This window comes from Microcoleus sp. T2B6 (genome assembly GCF_036700475.1).
In the GTDB taxonomy this organism is placed as follows: Bacteria; Cyanobacteriota; Cyanobacteriia; order Cyanobacteriales; family Microcoleaceae; genus Microcoleus.
On record NZ_JAUBOZ010000045.1, the window covers coordinates 1 to 23,423 of the forward strand.

At 43.8% G+C, this 23,423-nt stretch carries 15 protein-coding genes; 8 read left to right on the top strand and 7 right to left on the bottom strand.

Going from position 1 to position 23,423, the window contains the following annotated elements; genetic code table 11:
- Both QUA00_RS19680 and QUA00_RS19685 read left to right on the top strand, forming a co-directional pair.
- The coding region (locus QUA00_RS19680) for a helicase-related protein (protein WP_333410862.1) at positions 1–1,745 on the top strand (1,745 nt) is incomplete at its 5' end.
- A gap of 224 nt (positions 1,746–1,969) precedes the next feature.
- Entirely contained in the window at positions 1,970–3,151 is a 1,182-nt protein-coding gene (locus QUA00_RS19685) for a hypothetical protein (protein ID WP_333410863.1), read from the top strand.
- Between the two features lie 579 nt (positions 3,152–3,730).
- Here the strand turns inward: QUA00_RS19685 and QUA00_RS19690 are convergent.
- Entirely contained in the window at positions 3,731–4,057 is a 327-nt protein-coding gene (locus tag QUA00_RS19690) for a hypothetical protein (RefSeq protein ID WP_333212478.1), read from the bottom strand.
- A 176-nt stretch (positions 4,058–4,233) separates the two neighbouring features.
- On the opposite strand from QUA00_RS19690, the gene QUA00_RS19695 reads away from it, so the two are divergent.
- The 4 genes from QUA00_RS19695 to QUA00_RS19710 all read left to right on the top strand — a co-directional run bounded on the left by QUA00_RS19695 (position 4,234) and on the right by QUA00_RS19710 (position 7,503).
- Positions 4,234–4,536 (top strand): hypothetical protein, encoded by a 303-nt coding sequence (locus tag QUA00_RS19695; RefSeq protein WP_333410864.1) that lies wholly within the window; start codon positions 4,234–4,236, stop codon positions 4,534–4,536.
- 269 nt (positions 4,537–4,805) lie between these two features.
- A complete protein-coding gene (locus tag QUA00_RS19700) occupies positions 4,806–6,239 on the top strand; it encodes a transposase (protein ID WP_333410865.1) in 1,434 nt (477 codons plus the stop codon).
- 87 nt (positions 6,240–6,326) lie between these two features.
- Complete coding sequence (locus QUA00_RS19705) at positions 6,327–7,001, top strand: hypothetical protein (RefSeq protein ID WP_333410866.1); 675 nt, start codon at positions 6,327–6,329, stop codon at positions 6,999–7,001.
- Positions 7,002–7,023: 22 nt separating this feature from the next.
- The gene (locus QUA00_RS19710; protein ID WP_333410867.1) at positions 7,024–7,503 is read left to right on the top strand and encodes a hypothetical protein; all 480 of its coding nucleotides are present in this window, start codon (positions 7,024–7,026) and stop codon (positions 7,501–7,503) included.
- A 1,258-nt stretch (positions 7,504–8,761) separates the two neighbouring features.
- On the opposite strand, the gene QUA00_RS19715 is transcribed toward QUA00_RS19710, so the two are convergent.
- The 4 genes from QUA00_RS19715 to QUA00_RS19730 form a co-directional block, all read right to left on the bottom strand.
- Positions 8,762–13,591, bottom strand: a complete 4,830-nt coding sequence (locus QUA00_RS19715) for an nSTAND1 domain-containing NTPase (RefSeq protein ID WP_333410868.1) — start codon at positions 13,589–13,591, stop codon at positions 8,762–8,764.
- A gap of 252 nt (positions 13,592–13,843) precedes the next feature.
- On the bottom strand, positions 13,844–15,958 hold the full coding sequence (locus tag QUA00_RS19720) for a caspase family protein (RefSeq protein WP_333410869.1): 2,115 nt from the start codon (positions 15,956–15,958) through the stop codon (positions 13,844–13,846).
- 152 nt (positions 15,959–16,110) lie between these two features.
- Positions 16,111–17,013, bottom strand: coding sequence for a peptidoglycan-binding protein (locus QUA00_RS19725; RefSeq protein ID WP_333410870.1), 903 nt, complete (start codon positions 17,011–17,013; stop codon positions 16,111–16,113).
- 108 nt (positions 17,014–17,121) lie between these two features.
- The gene (locus tag QUA00_RS19730) at positions 17,122–18,033 is read right to left on the bottom strand and encodes a glycoside hydrolase family protein (protein ID WP_333410871.1); all 912 of its coding nucleotides are present in this window, start codon (positions 18,031–18,033) and stop codon (positions 17,122–17,124) included.
- A gap of 393 nt (positions 18,034–18,426) precedes the next feature.
- Between QUA00_RS19730 and QUA00_RS19735 the strand changes: the two genes are divergently transcribed.
- Positions 18,427–18,909, top strand: coding sequence for a hypothetical protein (locus QUA00_RS19735; RefSeq protein WP_333410872.1), 483 nt, complete (start codon positions 18,427–18,429; stop codon positions 18,907–18,909).
- A 397-nt stretch (positions 18,910–19,306) separates the two neighbouring features.
- The gene (locus tag QUA00_RS19740) at positions 19,307–19,963 is read left to right on the top strand and encodes a response regulator transcription factor (RefSeq protein ID WP_333204906.1); all 657 of its coding nucleotides are present in this window, start codon (positions 19,307–19,309) and stop codon (positions 19,961–19,963) included.
- On the opposite strand, the gene QUA00_RS19745 is transcribed toward QUA00_RS19740, so the two are convergent.
- Positions 19,935–21,134: a hybrid sensor histidine kinase/response regulator gene (locus QUA00_RS19745; RefSeq protein WP_333410873.1), complete on the bottom strand. Its 1,200-nt coding sequence runs from the start codon at positions 21,132–21,134 to the stop codon at positions 19,935–19,937. The two genes, QUA00_RS19740 and QUA00_RS19745, sit on opposite strands and share 29 nt — an antisense overlap.
- Before the next feature lie 203 nt (positions 21,135–21,337).
- Positions 21,338–23,290 (bottom strand): type IV secretion system DNA-binding domain-containing protein, encoded by a 1,953-nt coding sequence (locus QUA00_RS19750; protein WP_333410874.1) that lies wholly within the window; start codon positions 23,288–23,290, stop codon positions 21,338–21,340.
- Between the last annotated feature and the right edge of the window lie 133 nt (positions 23,291–23,423).

Genomic DNA, 23,423 nt, shown 5'->3' on the forward strand with positions numbered 1-23,423 from the left:
AATTAATTGTTACTAAACCGACTCATGATGCTAATTCCGATGTTGCTCGCATCATTATGTTTTTGTTGCAGCAAGGGAAAAGCGGAATTTGCTTCGGTAACGGCAGACAAGCAATTAAGAACTTGTGGGCAACTTTTAAGCAAGAAGCTATAGCTCAAACTAACTGTGGAATTGAGTCGCAAGTAGCAATTTTCTACGGCAGTTTAACAAGCGAGCGCCGCATGGGAATTATTAACTCTTTGCAGTCAGGAACAGTTAAGTGTATCCTCAGCACCAGCGCTCTCGAAGCGGGAATTGATTTGCCTCAACTTGATTTTGCTATTATTAGGGGATGGCCGGGAAGCTTGCAAGCTTTCAGGCAGAGGGCTGGCCGGGCTGGTCGCGCAAACTCCGGTTTAATTGTCTTCATTCCCATTGCACAATCACCTTTGGATAACTATTTTGCCGATCGCCCTGAATTGTTGCTGTCGGCCGAATCTGAATTGGTGAGCTTTAATGCCAATTATCCCATAGATATTGCCAAACATTTGATGTGCGCGGCTGTCGAAACAGGCATTCCCGCCAATAAGCTCAAGCACTACTTTGGCAAGAGCGCTCATATAATTGCAACGGCTTTAATTGAGCAAGGTGTTCTTCACAGAAGCCGGGATAAATTATGGGCTAAGGGCTTTCCGCATAAAGATGTAAACTTTCGAGGGGGAACGGGTTCTAGCACGATACAACTGGTGGATGCGGAGACTCAAGAAGAGATTGAACTCCTCAGTGCGGAGATTGCTTATCGAGAGGTATTTCCTGGTGCTATTTACCGCACGCAAAACTCAGACGGCTGTTTGGTGACTTATACTTCGCGCTCGCTCTTGAATGGCAAAGCTATTTTGCAAAACACCCCTGAAACTCGACTGTTTACTGTAGCGATTAGCCACACTGATACCAGCCTCAAACAGAATTTGAGCTTGCCTCAACAAATCCCGTTGGTCATTCCAGAAGTTGAAGGAAATGTTCAAACCAATTCAACGGATAGTAAGGCAATTCCAGCTCAAGCTATTCTGGAACTGGTTTGGGGAGAAATTAGCCAACTCGTCACTGGTTATCAATTATTAACTCGCAATTACGAGTTAACTTGTCTCAATAGAAAGTGTGTCAATTACAAAGAGCATTTACCAAAATGTACGGCTTGTCCTGTTTGTGGCAAGAGAACTCGCTCTGCTGAGCTAACATCGGTTCTTAATGAGGTAAACTTTGAGCAACCTTACGAAATCAAATTTGCGACTCCTGTACTGCAAATTAGTTTTAATTCCCCGGTTGAATGTTATCTGCAACAGGTAGTAACAGCTACTCGCCAGGAATTGCTTCAGTCTCAACAGCCGATTCCTCCCGGATATCAGCAATTGTGGGAGTACCCCGCGAATTTGTTGGCTATTCACAGTTTCGGCCATCAAATTTTAGCAGCTTTACCTCTGACTATTTTGGCTTCACCTAATGATGTGAATTTTCTGGTAGAGAAGAGAGGTGCAAATGACTATGCAGGACTATTTTACGATTTAGCAGAAGGGGGTTCGGGAACCTCGGAAGCTATTTTTCGTTCTCTCCCTCAATTAGCTCATGCGGCTGCTGAGTTAGCCCGCAGTTGTTCTTGCAGTTCTGGCTGTCCTAAATGTTTGATTCAGTCGGGATGCCCTGATGGTAACAAAGCTTTACTCAAGCAGGTGGGGCTGCTGCTATGCGAAGCATTTTCTACTCCTTAAATATCAAAAAATTGGTGGAATAGACGGCTGAGAAATGGGAATGGGGAGAGAGAAATAGGGAAAATGGGAGTGGGGAATAGAGTGTAGCTTTTTTCAAACAAAAAAGCTACGCTCTATTCCAAATTTGTTTTTTCTATTTTTATTAAAGACGATGCTTGCATCAACATAGAATTGTGCGAACCGCTACTGCGGTTTTTAGGGGTGAAATTTTCAGACTTGTACTCATGAAAAACAAGCTTGTGTTACCAGTTGTTGACTCCAAAACTAGAGAGTTAACGCTGTTACATTTCAGAAAGCAACCCTATAAACAAAAGAAAAAGCAAGCTTTAATCCTCAACCTCAAACGAGATTTAAAGCATGGCTGGCTTTTAACAATTCTCGCACAAATAGACCGATGTTTATGGGGAAGGTGGGATTATTGGGCTTTGTGTCAAGCTGTCCCCGCTCATGCCTGGATGCGGTGGAAGATGGAGCCAATGCTAGCCATTCTGGAAAACAGAAAACCAGAAAATTTACCCAAATTTGTAATTGAGGAAACTTTGCCAGCAGAACCGATTCCCCAAATTGAATGGCAGCATTCTCCTGCCGCAGAAGCCATGTTAGATAATAGCCTCAATTGCATTCCCCAACACGGAGAATGGAAAACTTGGTCAGCTTGGGACTATTTGGAGTTTTTCTTGGACTGGGTTTTGTTCGCATTCGGACATCCAGCTTACAAGATTTTACCCAAAGAACCCGCCGGCTGTGAAGGTGCATCAATGCGCCTTTATCAGATGTTTGACCTGTCAATTCTCATGCTGTATCCTGAAGATTATATGGGCAGACTGCTACCCCAAATCTGCGGAAAGACTGCTCAAAAAAGTTCAGGATTTTATCCGACACCCTTAGCTTTGTGCCAGTTGATATCTAAGTTGGTCAGTGGTGATAAGACAGAGCGAATTTCCAGCTTCAATGAACCTGCGTGCGGTACGGGTGCTTTAATGTTAACACAGTCGAATTACTGTCTGAGCGGTATCGGTCAAGATATAGACCCTACTCTGTTAAAATGCGCTTTGTTTCAGTTTTATATGTTTTCACCTTGGCTGGCTGTTCCGATTTGGTGGTTGGGTAAAACTGATTTGCTCCTTGGCAATACTTTAAGTAGCGATCGACCTCAATCAATGAACGCTGCTTACTGGTATAATGAGTGGTTTGAGCCAGTCGAGTCTCAGGCTGAAAATTATACTGATTGTCCAGTCGAACCTGAAATAAGTTCAGGAGAAAGCTCAGAAGTTATTGACTTGAATGATCAGACATCAATTCACTCAAATCCATTAGTTCAAGAAGTTGTTAAGGGCAAACGCCGACCCAGAAAGATGACGACATCGCCTCACCAATTTACGCTGTTTAATTTAGACGAGTTCTAGCTCAATACCTACCTATCGAACGATTGTTGTGGTGCAGGTGAAGAGTTGAGTAAATCGCATTTAAGGTTTTTTTCACTGTTAGCAACCAAGCTACCGATATTGCTGGCAAGCTATCACGCATGAGTTCGTAATTCGGAAAGCAACAAGCCGAAGAAAGCGCCGTCAGACACTCAGTTGCGAGCGCGACTACACAACCAATTTAGGGTGCATAAACGTCAGAACCACTAATTTATCAATGTCTATGCACCCTAAACGCCGGTAATTTAGGGTGCATAAACGTCAGAACCACTAATTTATCAATGTCTATGCACCCTAAATGACTCGCTTGCTTTAGGGTGCATAAACGCCAGAACCACTAATTTTTCAATGTCTATGCACCCTAAACATCGGTAATTTAGGGTGCATGGATGCCAAAACCATTAATCTATCAATCGCTATGCACCCTAAACACCGGTAATTTAGGGTGCATGGATGCCAGAACCATTAATCTATCAATGTCTATGCACCCTAAACGCCGATAATTTAGGGTGCATAAACGTCAGAACCATTAATCTATCAATCGCTATGCACCCTAAAAACTTAAGGCTTGAGCTTGCCCAGATAGAACGAATGATGCTTGCCGCCTTTACGAAATCTCAAGTAGGCATAAGGGCCGCATCCTTTGATTGTCTTGGATTCGATGTATCCCGTACTACCGCGCGCACCAGTAGCAGCCATTTTTTCTTCTCGTTTTTCTTCCCAGTCTGAGTCGGCTTCCAACTCCGACAACCTTTTCTCTTCAGCGTCAATTAGCACGTCAATTGCATCCTTCAGGTACTTGAGCTCTTCCAGCTTAAGTTGATAGCAATCCTGCAACACGCTGTGCAGCGTTGCAATTTTCACGGAACAACTGCGCTTTTTGGGCATAACCAGTCAAATTTATGGGGCAAAAGCGATAGCATACTCTGCAAATCTTGAGTCATTGCACCCTAAACTGATAGAGCACAAGCGGGCTAAAGTTTCCACTCAAACCTCGTGTCTTGTACAATTTTTAGTATAGGCTTACCGCTTGTTAAAACTGTAGCACAGATATAAGGTCGAGCATGGGACGGAAACAGAGATCGCCTTCAGGCATTGTTTTTCGAGCGCGAGTTGCGCGACAGACACCAGAAAAACTTGAAAAGCTTGCAGCTTCTATGGGTCACTTGTACGGAGGGAAGGGAAAACCCGGTGCCCTACTAGATATGCTGGCATCGGGAGATTTGGTTCTCGTACCCAAAACCGCAACAGATGTCATCAAATCTGTGGCACAGTTTTTAGAAGAAACCGAGCAGCCAACCGTCAAATTGGATCTTTTGCAGGGGGACGGTAGTCAAACAATTCCTGCGGGATCACAGCAAATCTAGACCAATCTGTTCCTGATCGTGGTAAAGCAGATGTGGCTATAAACTTTTAACTAACAGCCGGGAAGTCCCTCGGTATATTTAGAGGGGATGTCTCGGAGCGCTAGCGCGGAGTACCCCGAATAAATTACCGCAGGGATGAAAGGCGCGTCGGTCGGAGGTACGGAGCCCGACAACTATATTTCGGGAACACCTTAATTTTTTGTGTACATTCCAAGTATTAATAGATCAGAAAATGCTATAGTAAACCAGGTCGAAAAGAAGAAGTTTCCATGCAGCTAACATACAAATACCGCCTCAAGCCCACAAAAGCGCAATTAACAACAATTGTGGCGCATCTAGAACTCTGTCGTAGGCAGTACAACTACCGCTTAGGAGAAAGATTTAAATGGTGGGAAGCAACGAGAACGCTAGTCAATGCTTGCCCTCTGACAGCATCCATAGTTCCAGTTGAAGAAATATATCAAAACATTCCTCTAACCAGAACGCAAACCAGAAATGGCAGGAAAAAGGATGAAGCAGGCAACCCTTTAACTAAAAAGGGAGATGTTTTCTCGAATATTGAAGGCGGTTATGTCCAATGGTTGAATATTCAGTTAACTGATCTGAAAAACACTAAGAAGCTATTTCCTGATTACAAAAGTTTAGATTCCCAAGTTTTACAGGATGTAGTTAACAGGGTAGAAACTTCCTTCTCCAATTTCACTACACCTGACAAAAACGGCAACCGTAGAGGTAAACCCAAGTTTAAAGGCTCCCATTACTATAAATCTTTTACTTATCCTCAATTAGATAATTTAGATATCATCAAGGATGAGCAAGATAGAGTTTGTATTGACCTGGCAAAAATAGGTCAAGTGCCGATGGTTTTCCATAGACCAATACCGCCGAATTTCACGGTTAAGACGGGAACAGTTATCAGAGAAGCGGATGGGTGGTATATTTCCCTGACGCTAGAAGATAAAACAGTCCCCGTAACGGTTGCAGAAATTCAACCGACCGCAGAAAACAGTCTCGGCATTGATTTGGGGATTAACAATTACGCCTACCTTTCTAATGGCGAAAGGATTGAGAATCCTAGATTCTTGAGAAAGTCGGCTGAGAAATTAGCTAGACTTCAAGCGAAACTAGCTAAGAGAGCTAAGGGTTCTAAGTCTTGGCAAATTATCAAAGGTAAGATTTCTAGGCTTCACCAATTTGTTGCCAGAGCGAGACTTGATTTTCAATTTAAAACAGCACATTACTTGTTTAGTAAATGTGCTGTTTTAGTGGTTGAAGATTTGAGTATTAAGAATTTGACCAGGCGTGCCAAAGTTAAGACCGACATTGACAATGGTAATTTGGTTTATTTGCCCAATGGTCAAGCAGCTAAGAGTGGTTTGAATAAATCAATGCTTGATGCTGCTCATGGTCAGTTCGCTACTGTACTCAAATATGTATCTTGGAAATTGGGTAAAAGCGTTTTATTCGTTGATCCCAAAGGAACTTCTCAACATTGCTGGAATTGTCTCAATAAAGTGCCGAAGGAATTATCGGACAGATGGCATTCTTGTCAGTGTGGAGAATCCTTGGATAGAGATGAAAATTCAGCCAAGCTTATTCAGAAGATTGGTCTAAGCTACGAAAGTGGCGGTGGTTCTACGTCACTCAAAAAAGCCTTTGGAAAAAAGGAAAAAGAAGCCTGCGGTTTAACGGTACTCCGTTAACCGTCAGGTTTGTTCACTCCTATTGTGCGCTCTCGGACTTTTTTTGTGGCGATCGCCACCATTGCTCAGCCTTTTATGCTCTGAGCAATGTATCTTCTTACTCTGTCCAACCTCAATCAAACTGTCCAGCCTAACCAACTACAAAAACCATCTTTAGTTCCCAACTATCTCCAACAACATTTGCAACTACTTGTCAAGCAAATTTTAATGGGATTACCTGTTGAGCCAATTCTCAACAGTAATCCCCAGTTGCAACAGTGGGTTAACGAACTTAAAGAACTATCGCCAACGCTATTTTTACCGCAGCGAAAACTGTTTGTTGATATTCCAATTCAAGCAAAGCTACACCTAAGAAAGCAGGGAGAAACAGTAAAACACTCTTCCCCTTCATTTAAAGTAATACAAGTTCCCGCAAATGTTGGTTTTGTCAAAGAACGACCAAAGCTATTTGAGTGGGCGATTCGGCATCCTGTAATGACTTGGGAAGACCGGGTAAAGTTATGGGTAGCTGCTCAATTCTTTAAGATAGAGCCTGAAAAGCTGCAACTAATTGTTTTGGCGTTGCATCCAAATCAACCTGCACAAAAAGTTAAATTTGTCTGGGACACTAAGCAACATCGACAAACCAGAAATTGGTTGCAAACTCAAATTCATTCTCAAACAATCAGTGAATTTGTTAGTTTCGATTATTCTTTAGGGGCAAAATCAGAGTCAATAGCAACAGCTATTAATTTGGATGAAATTGATGAAATTATGCTCTAACTCGTTCAAGGCTCTGAAGTGCTTGAGTAAGTCGATTGAAAGTCTGGTCGATTGCACCATTGAAACCATTGTGGCAAGTTTGTGGGATCTGGATGATGATATATTGGAAGCTCAGCTAGGCTCTCGCGCACAAGCCATAGAGGATGATGTTGCTGGACGTGGAGCAAAAGGGGTAGACCCAGCTTCCTTGGAATCTATTGATGTGAACGTTGCGGCTAGAGCATCGATCGATCCAAGATTTTTAGATGCTGGTCGGCAGCTTTTCGATCGCTTCAACCCCTTAGTTTACCAACTTATGTGCAAACCCCTCGGAGACGATGCAGAGACTCAGAAGATTTTAGATGAAACAATAAATCAGAACTATACCAAAGCGGCTGGGATGTTGGCTCCGGTTTTAGTCAGTGGAGTTGGGTTAGCTCCTGCTGTTGCTACTCTCCTGGCAACTCTAATTGTAGCGACCTGCAATACTAAACGCTCAAACCTGCAATCAAGCCATTTCTGAGCCAGGATTAACTGCAACTGAAATTACAGTTCAGCCAGAATTATTTGCAACTGAGCCAGGATTAACTGCAACTGAGACTGCAATCATCCACCACGACCAGGATTATTTGCAACTGAAATCGCTGGTCACATCAAACAACCTCACGCCCGCCAATTCAGCCTTAAGCGACCTAATCAATTGCGTCCGACGCAATCGTCTGGGCCTTTCGTCGGTCTCTTGTCACGTCCCATCAGAATCAACCGCTACTGATAGTAAAGAAAACCCTCCTTTTCTTTACTATCGCAACCCTTCCTCCAATCTCGCCAGTTCCGGTCTGAAGTTTAGTAACGAAACCCGGTAAATAAATCAAAGGCAACATCTCGTGCGATCGCAACGAGTTTCATTACTTGGACATTATTCAGTTGCACTTAATCCTGGCTGAAACCAATGATTGCAGTCTCAGTTGCACTTAATCCTGGCTGAAGCACAATTATAGTTGCAAATAATCCTGGCTGAGAAATTTCTTGATTGCAGGTTTGAGCGTTTATGATTGCAGGTCGCTACATCTAATTATCAAAAAAGTTTCCAAATACGTGGCTACTGGCATTTGCGAGACTTGGGATAAAAGTTTAGTAAAACCTGCAAGCTGAGCTTTATACAAAGATTAGTGATAAAAATTATATGAGGAGGCGATCGCTCAACCTTCGGAAAATTTAAGCAGAACTTCCCTCGCACGCGAGGTAAGTTCCGCTTAGACCACCTTAAAACATGACCTTGGTGAAAATTAAATAGGATTGCAACTCTTACTTCTCCTTGTCATTTTCAACAAGATTAAATTTTTGATAGTCCTTTTGACAATCACTAAATTTGCACTGTGTTAAGGCTGACAGTCTACTTGTTGTGTAATATCTGTGCATTGGGGTGAACTACCGCTAGGAGATCCCGAATCTTGACTACCAGTGTTACTCCCTCCTGGATTTCCAGCAAAGGTAGGAGAAGTAAGAAGGAAACTGGAAAAACCGATAAGGGTAGAAAGAACAAGAAACAATTTAAAGGTAGACACGCGCTTTGCAAACATAACTTAACTCCTTAAAAATAGGGGGCTACTCTAGTTGGAGAACATTTACTTATCCAACTCTAATCATCTATACAGCGTAACTGTGAACGATTTCGGAAACCATTGGCAAAAAATTTAGGAGGTCTGGATAAATTTTTGAGGCAATTCTAGATTGTTCACACAAGCGTTTTATAGAGGAGAAGTGCTAAATCCACGATTCCCTTACCGGATGTGCCTTACACAAGTGTTCTTAGCATCGCGTGTGACTCCTTGAGGATCTTTGAAGATAGGGTGAGCCTGCAAATTATCGCAAGCGACCTGAAGCCAGTCTCTCCAGTCGGTTTGAAACCATAATCTCAGTTCGTTAGCCTGCCCACCACTAGCAATGTACTTACTATCAGGGCTAAAAGCTACCGATTGAACTTCCCCAAAATGCCCTTTAAAAACAGCTAAAAGTTGACTATTGTTTACTTGACCAGCTTTAAAAGACCATAGCCTTACTGTTCCATCACGACCACCACTAACAATGTGTTGACCATCAACACTAAAAGCAACCGAGTAAACAGGTCCCTGATGTCCTGTCAGCGTATTCAGTCGCTCCCCCTTTAGAGACCATAACTGCACGGTAGAGTCAATGCCACTGCTAGCAATGTATTGACCATCAGGGCTAAAAGCAACAGAAGAAACCCTCCCCTCGTGTCCTTTGATTATATTTAATAACTGCCCTGCTACAGACCACAACCTAACCGTAGAATCTTCGCCGCCACTGACTATATATTTGCTATCAGGGCTAAATGCCACAGAGTAAACGGGCTTTTCATGTCCCTTAAAGGTAGATAACAATTTTGCTTGACTTCCTTTCACAGACCACAGCCGAATTGTAGAATCTGCACTTCCACTGGCGATGTATTTCCCATCAGGACTAATTGCTACAGAGATTACTTTATCAGGTTGCCTTAAGGTATTGAGCAATTTTCCCTCTATCGACCAAACACGAATTGTATTATCGCGACTACCACTGATAATGTATTCGCTGTTTGGGCTAAAGGTTACGGAGTAAACCAAATCTTTGTGTCCTTTGAGAATTCGTAGTGCATTACCCTGCGTACTCCAAATGCGTATGGTGAAATTCTTATTACCACCAGCAATATATTTACCATCAGCACTGAAAGCCACCGACCCAACGATTCCTGGATCATCTTCAGTCTTCTTCAGCAATTGACTAGGTTGTCCCTGTCTAGACCACACTCGAACTGTTTGATCTCGACCTCCACTAACCAGAAGTTTATTGTCGGGTGTGATAGCGACTGAATTAACCTCTCCTTCATGCCCTCTAAAAGCAGCGAGTTCAACTAAATCTGACCCATTTTCTATCGTCCATAGTCGCGAGGAATTATCAAAACTGCTACTAACAATATATTTACCATCTTGGCTAAAGGAAACAGAAGTGACTCCGGCTTCATGCTGTTTTGTAGCAAGCAATCCATCTTCTATAGACCATAAGCGCAGGGTTCGATCTTGACCACTGCTGATTATATATCTACCATTAGGGCTAAAATAAACTGATAAAACCCAGTATTTATGTCCTCTAAAAATCTTCAATAATTGACCTTCAACTGTCCATAACCGAACTGTAGAATCTGTGCTGCCGCTCACAATATATTTACCATCCGAACTGAAAGCTATTGAACGAATTGATTTTTGAGATCCTCTAAAAGTCCTGAGCAATTGACCTTCTGTTGACCATAACTGAACAGTTCCATCCGAACTTCCAGTCATAATACGGTCGCTACTAGGACTAAAAGACACGGAATTCACTCTATCTTTCAGTTGTAAAATCTTAAGTAATTTACCTTCAATCGACCACAGTCGAACAGTAGAATCGGCGCTCCCAGACGCGATGTATTTACCATTAGAGCTGATAGCCACTGAATTAACCCAGCCTCGATGTCCTTTAATAATTTGCAATAACTGACCTTTGATTGACCATACTCGCACTGTACTGTCTTCACTCCCGGTGGCAATATATTTACCATCACGACTTACCGCAACAGAAATCACCCATCCTTGATGTCCTCGCAGAATATTGCGTTCTCGTACTGAATTAATTACTTCAGGTAGAATAGGCTGTAATTGCGGCAAGACATACCTTAATCTATCCTGACTTTCGCCAACCGCTTGAATGGCTAAAATTAAACCATCCATAGGTGAGCCACTGGATAATAAGACTTGTGCCCTAGCAGCTTTTTCTCGCAAGGATGATATTTCAGCTTGATACAATGCAGCGATTGTCAAACCGACCAGTCCAACTCCTACTGCCGTGACAATCTCAATGAATCTGTAAGAATTTCTCCGTTGTTCAATCAAACTTTCCCTTACAAAACTGTCCTCTGTACGATTGAACCAGTTGTTGCCAATGAGAATTCGCTTTAGCTGTTCTAGGCGAGGATCGTCGTCCCAAAGGTACTGAACAGACTTTTCACGGGAACGTTTAGAAGACTCTGCTTTTCGTTGTTTGCGACGTTCTCGATCGAGTTGCCAATCTTGAACTTTACAGATAAAAAATGTTTCTGCTTGTTTCAAAATACTGAGCAGCGTTTTGTATTCTTTTTCCTGTTGGCTTTGATTACGCCAGTCATTTGCTGCGACAGTTAACCGTTGTTGCAGGGCTAAATCGTCTTGCTGGTTCTTAATCCATTTTTGTAATTCATCCCAACCCCGCACTAGAAAATCGTGCGCTGGCTCAACGTAAACTGTTCCTGCTTCCTGTCCCTTTACCAGCAGGCGAGCCTCAACCAGTCGATTGACCACATATTCTACCCGTTTGCTTTCCTCAGCATCGGAGTAGGCTAACTCTGACTCCGACACCCGTCGCCGTGCGACTGCTCCCCCCTCGATCGTCACCATCCGCAGCATCACCCGTCGCATCGTCGCTTGGTATGCCTTGCCCGGTGCTTCGCCAAAATCTCTTACGAGATTGTCATACTCCTGCGTCGCCCGACGAGTCAGCGCTCCTGCCACTCCACCCAGTTCCTCGTAGTCCTTGATTCGTAAAGCGCGATCGGTTGCATTATCCTTCGTCCAGCGATCGTACAGTTTGATATACAGTTCACTCAAGGTAAACGAGAGCAACGGCAATGCTCCCGGCATCTGCCCCACCTCATCAATCAACTTACCCACCAACTCCGGTGGCTCAAAGTACAACGCTTGTTTCAGGGCAGGCCCTTCGATCGCCTGTCGCAACTCATCCAAATTCATCGCCCGCACGGGGAATCGGGCATCTTTCCAGTAAGCCGAAAGCGGTGAAGAAAGAAAACGCGGTTCAAAGTCCGATCGTAGTGTCAACACAATATGCAACTGCTGAGAGCATTCAACAATTGCCTCTCTCAGCACCTGCAAAAACGGTAGCCAAGGTTGGGATTCAGCAGCGCGATCGCTCTGTTGCCTGTCACCGCCATGAGTTTCTGTTTGACTCTCCTGGCTCATCGTAATCAACTCTTCAAACTGGTCGATTGTTAACAGCAACTTGACATGGAGATGAGTTTCGCTCCACTTTCTAATCACACGGGTGAGGTGTTGCGGCGAGTTTTCGAGTCTATTACTCAGAGACTCTAGCTGTTGAAAAATGGCCCGATAAAGCTGGGATAACTGCTCCTCTTGTTGAGAATTGCGACAAAAATCCTGGAGCTGCTTGAAGTAATCCTCAATGACCAAAAGTTGAGCTTCTGGCTTTGCACTGTTCCAAGACTCTGCTAGTTTGAAAAACACTGCATTTGTTGATTCATCACCCTTATCTTGACCGCTTTCTTCCTTGGGTTTGAACACCTCATCAAGAAAACTCACTTGAGAGAGTTGCTCGATCAGTTCCGGCTGAGCGATGGGCAGAATGGCTCGTGCTAAAGCTGTAAATGGATACCGATCCGGACGTATTGGATCGAGGATGTACCATTTTGATTCCTGCCTCAACTCAGGAATCAATCCGGCTTTAACTAAACTGGATTTACCGGAACCCGAAACTCCCAAAACGACCGTGAGAGAACGATTCGCTTGAGACAGGCGATGCTGGAGTTCTTCAACTAATATCTTTCGACCGAAAAAGAAGTTAGCGTGTTTTTCATCAAACGATGCCAACCCGCGATAGGGATTATTGCTCTCGTTCAGGAGTGGCGCAGGCTTGAGTTGCTCGGACGTGAATCCAGGTTTTGTAAAAACAAACTCTCCTCGGTCATACTCTAGCCTCATGGGATAGATTCCAGGCTTTTGACGAGAGCCAGACAACTGGCTGACCTCCTGATCTAGATACACATACAACTCGTGAGCAGTAATAACGCCATCTGGAATCAAGTCAGCTTTGTTTTCGCGCAATCCTTCCAGTAGTGCCAGTGCAAACGGAGAATGCAGTACCTGCTTCTCATCTGGAATTGCATCACGATCGCGCTTAGGATCAGCTAATTTAGCCACATCTAATGCTTCTTGGTCGTGCGCCGCCGAGGTTATTACCTGCCATGCTGGATAGCGAATGAAGCGATCGTAGTGTTCCCGGCGTACCGTTTCTAGAATGGGAATGATTTTCCGGCGACCTGCCCAGCGAAACGTTCCAGCGAAGCAGCAGTCCAGAATGACTAGCAAATGATGACACTCCAGTTTGCTGAGTGCCTCATACACCTCAGACATGGCTAAAAAAGAGCCTTCTTTCTGCCAGTCTGCATCCTGTGGGACTAGATATCCTTTTGGACCGTCTTCACTGTTGCGGGGAATGCCATGACCTGCAAAGTAGAAAATGAGGCGATCGCCTTTAGTCGGCTTGAGTTGATTGGGAAGGGTATCATTAAGTAGCGTTTGGAGTCCTGTCAGCGTAGCGGCTTCGTCTAACAGACGAACGACATTTTCAGGTTTATATTCATACTCTGTTTCTAACACATCGGCAAGCGCCCTAGCATCGTTGACTGGCGTTCTCAGACGGTGAATGTGAGGATGGTTTTTATAACGATCAATACCGATGACGACAGCTAAATTGCGATCAAAGTTCGTTTTGTTATATTCCCAAGTCACGGGTCTACCTCCACTGAATATTTTTTATCAAGCTCGCTACTCAGATACGGGCGCTCTCACCTGATTAAGGGCATCAAACCTGATGCCCCAAGCTTGTCGCCGCCACACCTAATGAGATTGCGATCGGGATTCAAAGTAACTGCAAGTTTCGCTTCTAAATGTTCTGTTAGGGTTTGCAGTCACTGACCTGAAGTCGTTCGCTTAAATTTAGCCGCCTCAAACTCTCAGTCCTTCGACAGCCTAATTTCAAAGCTATGATTGAGTGAGAGTGAATGTCACCTGCTTCGTTACCCACTCAGCATTCGGATTCGGTTTAGAGCGCACTCTACGACCTTCAGGTGGCGGATTATCAAGATCGGCACCAATAGTACCTAATAGCTGGTTGAGAGGGTTAATCCCTAAACCCTTTTGATTGGCTACGTTCTCAAGCTCTTCGTCAAGATTTCCTTTTTTACCTAAATCTTCATCAAGAGCAGGTAAGGTAAGCCAGTCGAATTGGGCGATACCGCGAGTTGCAAACAACTTGAGCGTTTCTTTCGCTTGTTTGTAGGCTTCGCCATCTGGCAATTCAGTATTCACGGTATCGTAAATCTCTTCTTTGCTATCAAGGGGATAAAATATGTCTTCGTTGCCCTTGATAGATAATTTATATATCGCCCAAGTCGAGTCAAGGTCTAAGATCGCAATATTCAGGGGTTGAGACGAGGTATTTTTGATCCGCAAGACCATTGATTCACCCTGTTTTATCACAATATTGCTGGGTTCTGCAAAAGGTTTACGGTTTACATCTAACAATTCAAATTCGACATATTTAGTAACTTCTGAATTCGGATTATCAAGAGATTGAACTGCCTGATACTTAGACAAATGAACTAAGCGTTTAACGACAGCATTTGCCGAATCTGTATCGTCAATTTTTAGGGGTATTCCTAAGTTTTTGAAAGGATTTTCACTAGAAATTTCGTACTCGCCATCTCTGCCAACCCCAACTTGATAGTGAGACTTTAGGTCATCGCCTGCTTTCACTTCAACAACCCAACCATTCCCTGTCAAAGCTTGCCGAACTGCCTCTAAAGCTTCCTTTTGTTTGTCAAGCAACTCGGCTGGTAATTGATGCTCCTTATCACCTGCCTCTTTGTTATCTAACAAGAGGACTCGACGCACGAGGGTGACGGGAGCAGCAACCATGACAGCAGGAGAGCCTGGTTCGATTTTGAGTTCTTCTGGAACCTCAATGCCTCCCTCTTCAGGCTCCAGAACTCTAGCCATTGATTTCGAGGCTTGAACCTCTACAATTTCAACAATCGCCTGTTGCTGCTGCCTGTTGGAAAAATCTGTGGCATTGAGTGGATAGATAGCGAATTGCGTACCGCTACTAAGTCCTTGCGCTAACCCTGCATTCAAGGTGACTTGCTTTTGGTTAGAATCTACACTTATAACGGTCACGCTGTAGTGATGCGGTAAGCTCTCGTTCCCAAATACTGCGCGAGTGCCGTCACCGATTAACATGGGTAACTGTTGGGGAAACTTACTCTGAATTTGAGCACAGACGCGATCGTACAGCTTTCTGAAACTCAATCCTGTGGAACTGGTCGCCAGAGTCTGAATTAGCCAGTAAGTCAGCGCTCCATGTCGCTCTTTACCATCAAACGCATATTCATAAGCGTACTCATTGGGGCGGCAGGCTGCTAAAAGAAGGTAATTCTTTATTGGAGGAATCCATGCAATGTCACTATCTACTCCTTCAGTTAGAGTCTTCCAGTTTGCGATCAACTCCTCAAGCGGAGCAACCAAGCTTTCCTGGTTTGGCGGTGTTTTGTCGGTTTCTTCTCCGCTGCGGATAGCACCATCACCTCGGGTTACTCCTCCAGAGTGACAGCTATCCATAATAAGTGTGACAATCAACCCTTTGTCCGTCATCCGCTTCAACAGCATCGCCAATTCCACATCAAGTAGGTAACGACCTCCAGCGCCAATATCTGATGGCACAATACCTTCGTCATATTGGTCAGCCCCTTTCAGGTCTGGATAAATAGTTGTCGTCCGTCCCCCATGTCCAGAGTAGTAAATGTATACTTGCTGTCCCGGCTGCGCTAGTTCTGTAATAGCCTTAAACTTCGCCACAATATTTTCATAAGTTGGTTCCGGGTTTTTGGTTTCGATTATTTCCGCGACTTCAGGATTCGGAGAAGTCAGCTTGAAAATCCGTTCGGATGGAATCTTCAGTGTCTCGGAGAGGTAGCTTGCTACAAGGTTAATGTCACGCACTGCTCCTTTAAGATTCTTGTACAACCGATTGGGTAGGTAGTAGTCAATACCTATTAATAAGGCGTAAAAATTTAGTGTTTGATCGGATTGGTCAGCCATTTTTTCCTCATCACTCCAGCATCTGTATTTAACTCAGAGAGTTGATGTATCAGCAGAGTTATGGAGCCGTAAGTTATAGCTTTTCAGAAAACTCTGCCAATTCAGCAACCTATTCTTCTGCTCAATATTTTGTTAACTCGATCGCGAACAGCTCAAGCCATTTGTTCGCGGGTTTTGACAGCGACAAGGCCGTCTGGCTTCAAACCCTTTTTCTGCTGAAATTCCTTGACGGCTTTATCTGTTGCTGGTCCAAATTCACCATCAGCCCCAACTACAATCCCAGCCTTTTTTAAGCCTTCCTGAAGCTTGAGTACATCCGAACCTTCCATTCGGGGCATCGCCAAGCGCAACGTTCTGGGTTTGTCATCCCACGGCGCTTTAGGAAACCCTGGAGCAGGAGAGAGATTAAGTGCATTCTCAGTTTGAGGACCAAAATCGCCATCTTCGCTAATCTTTTGATTAGGATGATTGTGATTCCAAAGCTGCTGAAATGCGAGTATTGATTTGCTGCGAAGATCGATCGTGCCGCCGCCTTGGTAGTCGAAGTGAGGTGGGTCGCCTGGTAATGGATTCCAGCCATACCGCATCAAATAAACTTCCCAGCCTGTTGCATCTTCAATATCGATCGCTAACCCAGTTTGGTGGTTGCTGGCTCCCGGTGGAGCTACAGGATTAGAGTTGTTGATGCGATCGTTATATAGCAGCATTTGCTGAGCGATCGTGCGGTAGGCAGAGTTCACCTGCATAGTTTGACCTCGATCTTGAATCGCTCTCTGGAGTGCCTGTTTTGCAGGGGCTTGTACATAGGGAAATGCTGCATCCAGCAAGTCTACATTGAGGTCATCAAAACTGACAAAAGCATCGGGCATCATCAGTTGCAGTTGATAAATTAACTGCTGAGATAAACCATTGACCACCGCAGTCGAAGACATGGGTGCATCTTGGAGTAATCCGGGGAAACTGCTTCTAATTCCCAACCGATCCCGTTCGACAAATTCTTCACAGGCCTCGACAATAACAGGTTGATTAAATAGAATATTGCTTGAATCAGTCATAATTTTTTCTTTTTTCCTCGAATAAGTTTGAATTTGGTCATTTCTAGACGCACAACTCTATATTAATGGTGCTATTGTTGCCGCTTAATTTCACCAACAATGGAAAAATTACTCGATTATCCCCAATTCTTTTCGTGTTTGGGTACCGACAACACCATCTACTGTTAGCTCTTTTTGCTGTTGAAATTGCCGCACAGCACTATCGGTGTCTTTGCCAAAAGAGCCATCAGGTTCGATATTGATTCCAACTTTTTTGAGAGATTCCTGGACATGACGCACATCCTCACCTTGCATTATTGGCTCAGTAAGTTTCAAGGTGCGAGATGCTTCTGGGATTGTTTCCCCTATTACTTCTTCGCCTGTTCCTTCATAGGTTAAGAAGAACTCCCAGGGGTTTCCCAAGAACAGCGCTCGTTCAGCCACTCGTCTGCGTGTGAGTCCCAACCAAGGTTCACTATTGACCTTATTCCAAACAGGAAACTGATTCGCTGCTCCTTGATAATCTCCCTCATTCAAAAGTTTGAGAAGAGTTGAACCTCCAAAACCGTCTGTTCCTGGACCCACGTTGAAACAGAAGCAAACCAGTGCAGAAAACTGACTGTCATTAAGCTGAACTTCAACGGCATCCTCAACATAGGATTCAAATTTTTCCAAATCTACCCTCAACCATTCTTCTGCCTGTGTTTGGCTAATGGTCAATTCTTGATAAATATCATCGCCAGTGTGCCCATAACCAATTGTCCAAACTCCACCGCCGTCATCATAAGCAGTTAGCTTGCATCCTTCAAACGTAGTGAGAAGCTTAAAGCCTTCTTGATTGATGTGCTTTGAACCTCTACGTTCTACCACATCAGGCGGTTGTTTGTCGGGAGGATGAATATTATATGTTTTAGCCACACTGAACCGTAAAGCATCGATTAATGCTTTTACTTGTCCATTTGTCTCCGTGACTTTAATAGCTAGGCCGTTTTCTATTTCGTATAGGCGACCATCGCCGAAGAGTTCAAGCGATCTTGGCATTTTATTTTTTCCTTTTTAAAACGCAAATGCGGTTCAAAGAAGCATCCTGAAGATCCCGATCGCAAAACTTTTGATTGCCTCTCACAATTACTAAGTAAAGTATATTGGTTGATACTTCGTTAGGAAAAGTTTTTCTTTGGCGGACTAAATGTTACTTATTATACACCACTTGCAGAATTAACTTCAGGATTTTTGCAAATCTTTACAAAAATTCCTTTTTGTTGATTGAGCATTGTGTACTCCTAATTCTATATAAAGGTATTTTTTTAATAAGTTTTGACATTGTTAATATCTTGGACACATCCGCGTTGTAATTTATAAATCCTCTGCTGGAACTTCTCCAAGTATATAATCGTAATATTATCGTTAACTTAAGTCTGGAGACAAGCAATAATGACAGAAGTTGAAGCCCTTATAGAAAGTTTGTGGGAACTTGATGAGGATGAGCTAGAAACACATATTGGCTCTCGCGCTCAAGCTATAGGAGATGATATAGCTGGACGTGGAACAACAGGGATACACCCAGCTTCCTTGGAATCTATTGATTTAGACGTTGCAGCTAAAGCACCACTCGATCCCCGACTCCTAGAAGCTGGCGGGCGACTTTTTGAGCGCGTAAATCCCTTGGTTTACGAGCTTATGTGCAAACCTTTGGGAGGAAATGATTTAGAGACTCAGAAAATTTTGGATGAAGCTATCAGCCAGAATTACATAAAAGCTGCTGGTATGTTAGCTCCTGTTCTAATTTCTGGACTGGGACTTGCTCCTGTTGTTGCTACTCTACTTGCTACATTGATTATCAAAAAATTTGCCAGTTATACCACTACTGGAATTTGTGAAACTTGGGAGAAAACCCTATCCAAACCTGCAATCTGAGCTATGAAAAGGAACTTAGAAACAGAAATGCTTGCTTGAGCCTTCACTGAGAAAGCCAAGCGAGTAGAGTTGGACTAAGGTGGACATATAGGCGATCGCCAATATGGTTCTGGCACTTAAGCAGCGAAGGGTTTAGCAACGGGGCGTATGAGACTGAGGATGTTCTACTGATAGGGTCATTGATAGGGGGGTGGACTTCAAGGGAGACTAGCTCAACTATAGTTAATGTACCTCCTCCCTACGACTCTCAAACCAAAGACAGACTAGCAGTATCAAAAATCTTCCCAACAGATGAGGACACTACTAGCTTACAAGTTCAACAATTTAGGAACGAGCTAAAGCTTTCTGTCAAATTTCGGCAGAAAGTTCGCCTCCTACCTTTAATCTGGAGAAAAAAATGATCGCTGGAGTAAAAGCAACCAAACCATCAACCATCCTAATTGTCGAAGACGATCCCATGATGCAATTGGGACTATCACGACTCCTAGCAACAGAACCTCAATTTACTATTGTCGGGCAGGTAGAAGATGGCAATTCAGCAATAGATGTAGCTTCAAAGCTAAAACCAGATATTATCCTCATGGATATTGGCTTACCTGATATTGACGGCATTGCTGCTGCCAGTCAAATAAAAGCATTGCTACCCCATACCCGCATCCTCATGCTAACTTCACACACCAGTGATACAGAAGTATTGGCTTCCTTATCTTGTGGAACAGAGGGTTATTGCATTAAAGGGACTAGCACAGAACAGCTATTAACAGCCATCAATGCTGTCCGAGAAGGTAGCACCTACCTAGACGCTAAAATTGCCACTTGTGTCATTCAAAATCTCAGAAAACCAACAACTAACTGCGAAGAATCCCTGTTTACCGCGCGAGAATTGACGGTATTAAAACTAATGGCAGAGGGCAAAAGCAATAAAGATATCGGTTATCAACTGCACTTAAGCCCTAATACTATCAAAGGTTACATTAAAGCGATTTTCAACAAAATGGAGACTAACGATCGCGTACAAGCTGCGGTTATTGCCCTGCGTAGTGGTCTGGTTTAAACACTGGCAAAGTGAACCAAAAAGTAGTACCCTTACCTAGCTCACTCTCTACACCAATTTCTCCACCATGCGCCTCGACTATTTGCTTCGAGATGTAAAGCCCTAAGCCAACCCCAGCAGTACGCTTAACACCACTACCTCGCACGTACAATTCAAACAATGAAGCACACTGCTCTGATTTTATTCCCACCCCATTATCTCTCACCGTGCAGCGTAGATAAGAGGCCTCTGGCTCCAGCGATGCACCTAATGTTAACGTAAATCCAATTGGATTGTATTTGAGAGCATTGCCAATCAAATTTTCAAAGACTCGCCTGAGCTGAGCGGAATCGGCATTAACTAAAGGTAAATCAGGAGTAAATTGATAATTGAGGACAACTTGGCGTTTTGCCAACATTAATTCCCACTCTAAGAGAATGCTGCGTGTCAAACTGTAGAGATCCATTGGCTGTAACTCCAAAGGGACACCTACAATATCACCCTGCTGCATTTCAATCAGAGAATTAATCAGTTTGATTTGGCGCGAACAGCTTTGCAGGATACTTTCTAAACTTGACTTATCAATAACAACTTCATTTTCTCCTACCACTTTCTTCGGTTCAAATGACTGCTCTTTGAGGAAACATTGCAAAATAATTGACATTCCTGTAATGGGATTTCGCAAGTCGTGGGAAACAGCGTGCATAAAAACTTTCAAACCCATTTCAGCCTGTTGTCTTTCCTGAATTTCCTGAGCGAGTTGGCTATTTTGTGTAACCAGTTGTTTGTTAGCACAAAGAAGTTGCTGCTGCAATCGGCTCATTTTTAGCTGAGCTTCCACTCGTACCAGCACTTCCATCGGCTCAAAGGGTTTAATAATGTAGTCAGCGCCGCCTGTTTCAAACCCTTTTACTTTGTCAAAAATATCATCCAAAGCACTAATAAAAATAATCGGAATTTCTGCCGTATTCTCTTGTGCTTTTAAGTGACGGCAGACTTCATAGCCATCCATCCCTGGCATTTTTACGTCCAACAAAATTAAGTCGGGAGGCTGGAGGCTCACTGCTTTTAACGCTCGCTCTCCACTAATGACCTTCCTGACTTTGTAGCCACTTTCAACCAGCACTTTAGACAGTAAGTGAATGTTGTCACGGCTGTCATCTACAATCAAAATATCAGCTTTTATTTGCATAATTTAAGAGGGGGAGGGGGAAGGGGAAGGGGAAGGGGGGAGAAAGGGAACGGAGGGGATTAGAGGTTTACTTCCTACTCACTTCTTTGTACTTTTGAGAAGGCGAGGGGAAAGGAGAAGGAAGGATAAATTTTCGCTTTTCTTTATTCAATAAAAGCAGGATTTACGCAATTGGTACATTATCCCCAAATAATCAGCTTTTTCTACCCTTCCCCCTCCCCTTCTTTCCCAATCTCAGCATTTAGCAGTTTCTTCCTAAGACTGCTAAAAATTAATGCTTCCGCAGCCAGAGACTTAGAAGAATTGGCAACATTCCTAACCTCCACCTCTCCAGTTGTCACTGGTTCATCGGGGTCATTGGGATGAGGCAGCAATTTTTCAGCAGCTCGAATCCGATTTTCCAATTCCTGATCGATATTAATTAATTGTCCTGTCAATCGGTTAACAGACAGCAATGCCGCTCTTTGAGACAACTGCGGACAGATATGACTGTCCCAGAGAGCTTCTGACTCTTTAGCTTGCTTTAAGTCTCGTTGTCGAACCGGGATTTTCAAGGGATAGGGAAACAGAGCTTCTGAATCCGAACTGTAAGCCGGTGAAGTGATAACGCACTTCCCTTGCGGAAACCTCAGAATCTCATCGGCACTCAAAAGCGGTTTCTTTTGCAACTGCTCGCTCCAATTGACAGAACGGCTTGTTTGTTGCCCCGTCGAGCTACCTGTAGAGCGATTTTTTACCAGCACTTCCACTTCCCCATACCGCTTAGAATATTTCTCCGCTGTATCAAAATCACCGGGGTTGAACAACACATGAGTTGACAAAGCACTTGCGATCGCCGCTCCTTTTTTATCCCCATAGAGATTATAGAGTTGATTGAGGGATTGAATGCCAACAATCGGCACGCCACCAGCCGAACGATATTCGTTAGCCCACTGATCCATTCTATCGAACTTGAGAGACGGAAACTCATCGAGACAGTACACAAATGGGTCAGAACGTACTCGACTCAAATTAGACACTACACATAAGTGAATAGCAGCAGCTAACAACGGCCCCACTACAGTGCGCCTTTGGTCGTCTAATTTAAAAATAATGCACTTTTTGCCCGACAAAACAATGGGAATGGTACTGTGACCAATAAATGCCCGCAGCAAATCTTTTTGAATAAAACTTGAATAAGTTGCCTCTGCGCTTGCCTTGATACCCGCCACTGTTTTTTCAGCATCTTTTGAACTTAATAACTGTGAAAAACTAGAGGCAATCCACCTGTCCATTTTGAGAGGATGACCCTCCGGGCGGTGGACAGCATGGTGAATGCGACTAACTAAATCGGGAAGCTGAATAATCGCATAAACAAAAGCCAAATCCGGGTAAGGACTGCCTTTTGCTAACTGCACTAAACCCTTCGCCATTAACTCCCCTGCTTTCTCAAAAAACTCATTACCTTTACTCTCTCCCGGACTTGCATTGCGAGCAATAACTTGCCCAATTTCTGCTGCCATTACAGCATCTTGTGCATCCCTCATAAAATCCAGAGGATTAATAGTACCACTGTAAGCTTCCCCCGGTGCAAACACTTGCACGTCATAGCCGTAGCGCACTGCCAGGGGCGCGTGCAGCTTCATCTGGTCTCCTTTTTTATCGTAAATAATCACAGGAAAGCCTTGCTGAAATGCACTCTCAACCATCCGATCAATCACACTAAAGGTTTTGCCAGAACCCGGAGCACCAATTACTAAAGTACCGCGTTCAGCATGAGGAAACCAAACAGTAGGATTTGCGCCTAATAGCGTTTGTAACTGAGCGCTCAATACCTTTATATTTTTGAACCAATAAGTCGGCGTGCCGCTCCATAAAGTAACGGGTTGCCGCTTTTTTTCTTTCATTTGTTTGAGCGCTAAACTGGTCGCTGCCATCTTTTCAGCCGTACCGCACAACCGACCGGAAGTAACTTTCCCTTTGCCACTTCCAATGATCTTGGAGAAAACAAACAAAGCTAGTAATAAGCCTAGCATTGAAAGTCCTTCTGGATTGATAAATTGACCAATCAAACCCTTGAAGTCTATACCAATAAGCGGGCGTTTAGTGACAGGCTGGGTTTGGACTTGAAGCACTAATTTTGGGTTGTTTTGAGAAAACAATTGAAGATTTTTCATAGGAAGGGGAAGGGGAAGGGGAAGGGGAAGGGGAAGGAAAAACTAGGTTATTGGGGGAGGGGGAAAGGAGAAGGGGAAGAAGAAGGCTGCGCCGTGAGATATACCGAACGGAAAAACAGGTTATTGTTAGCTT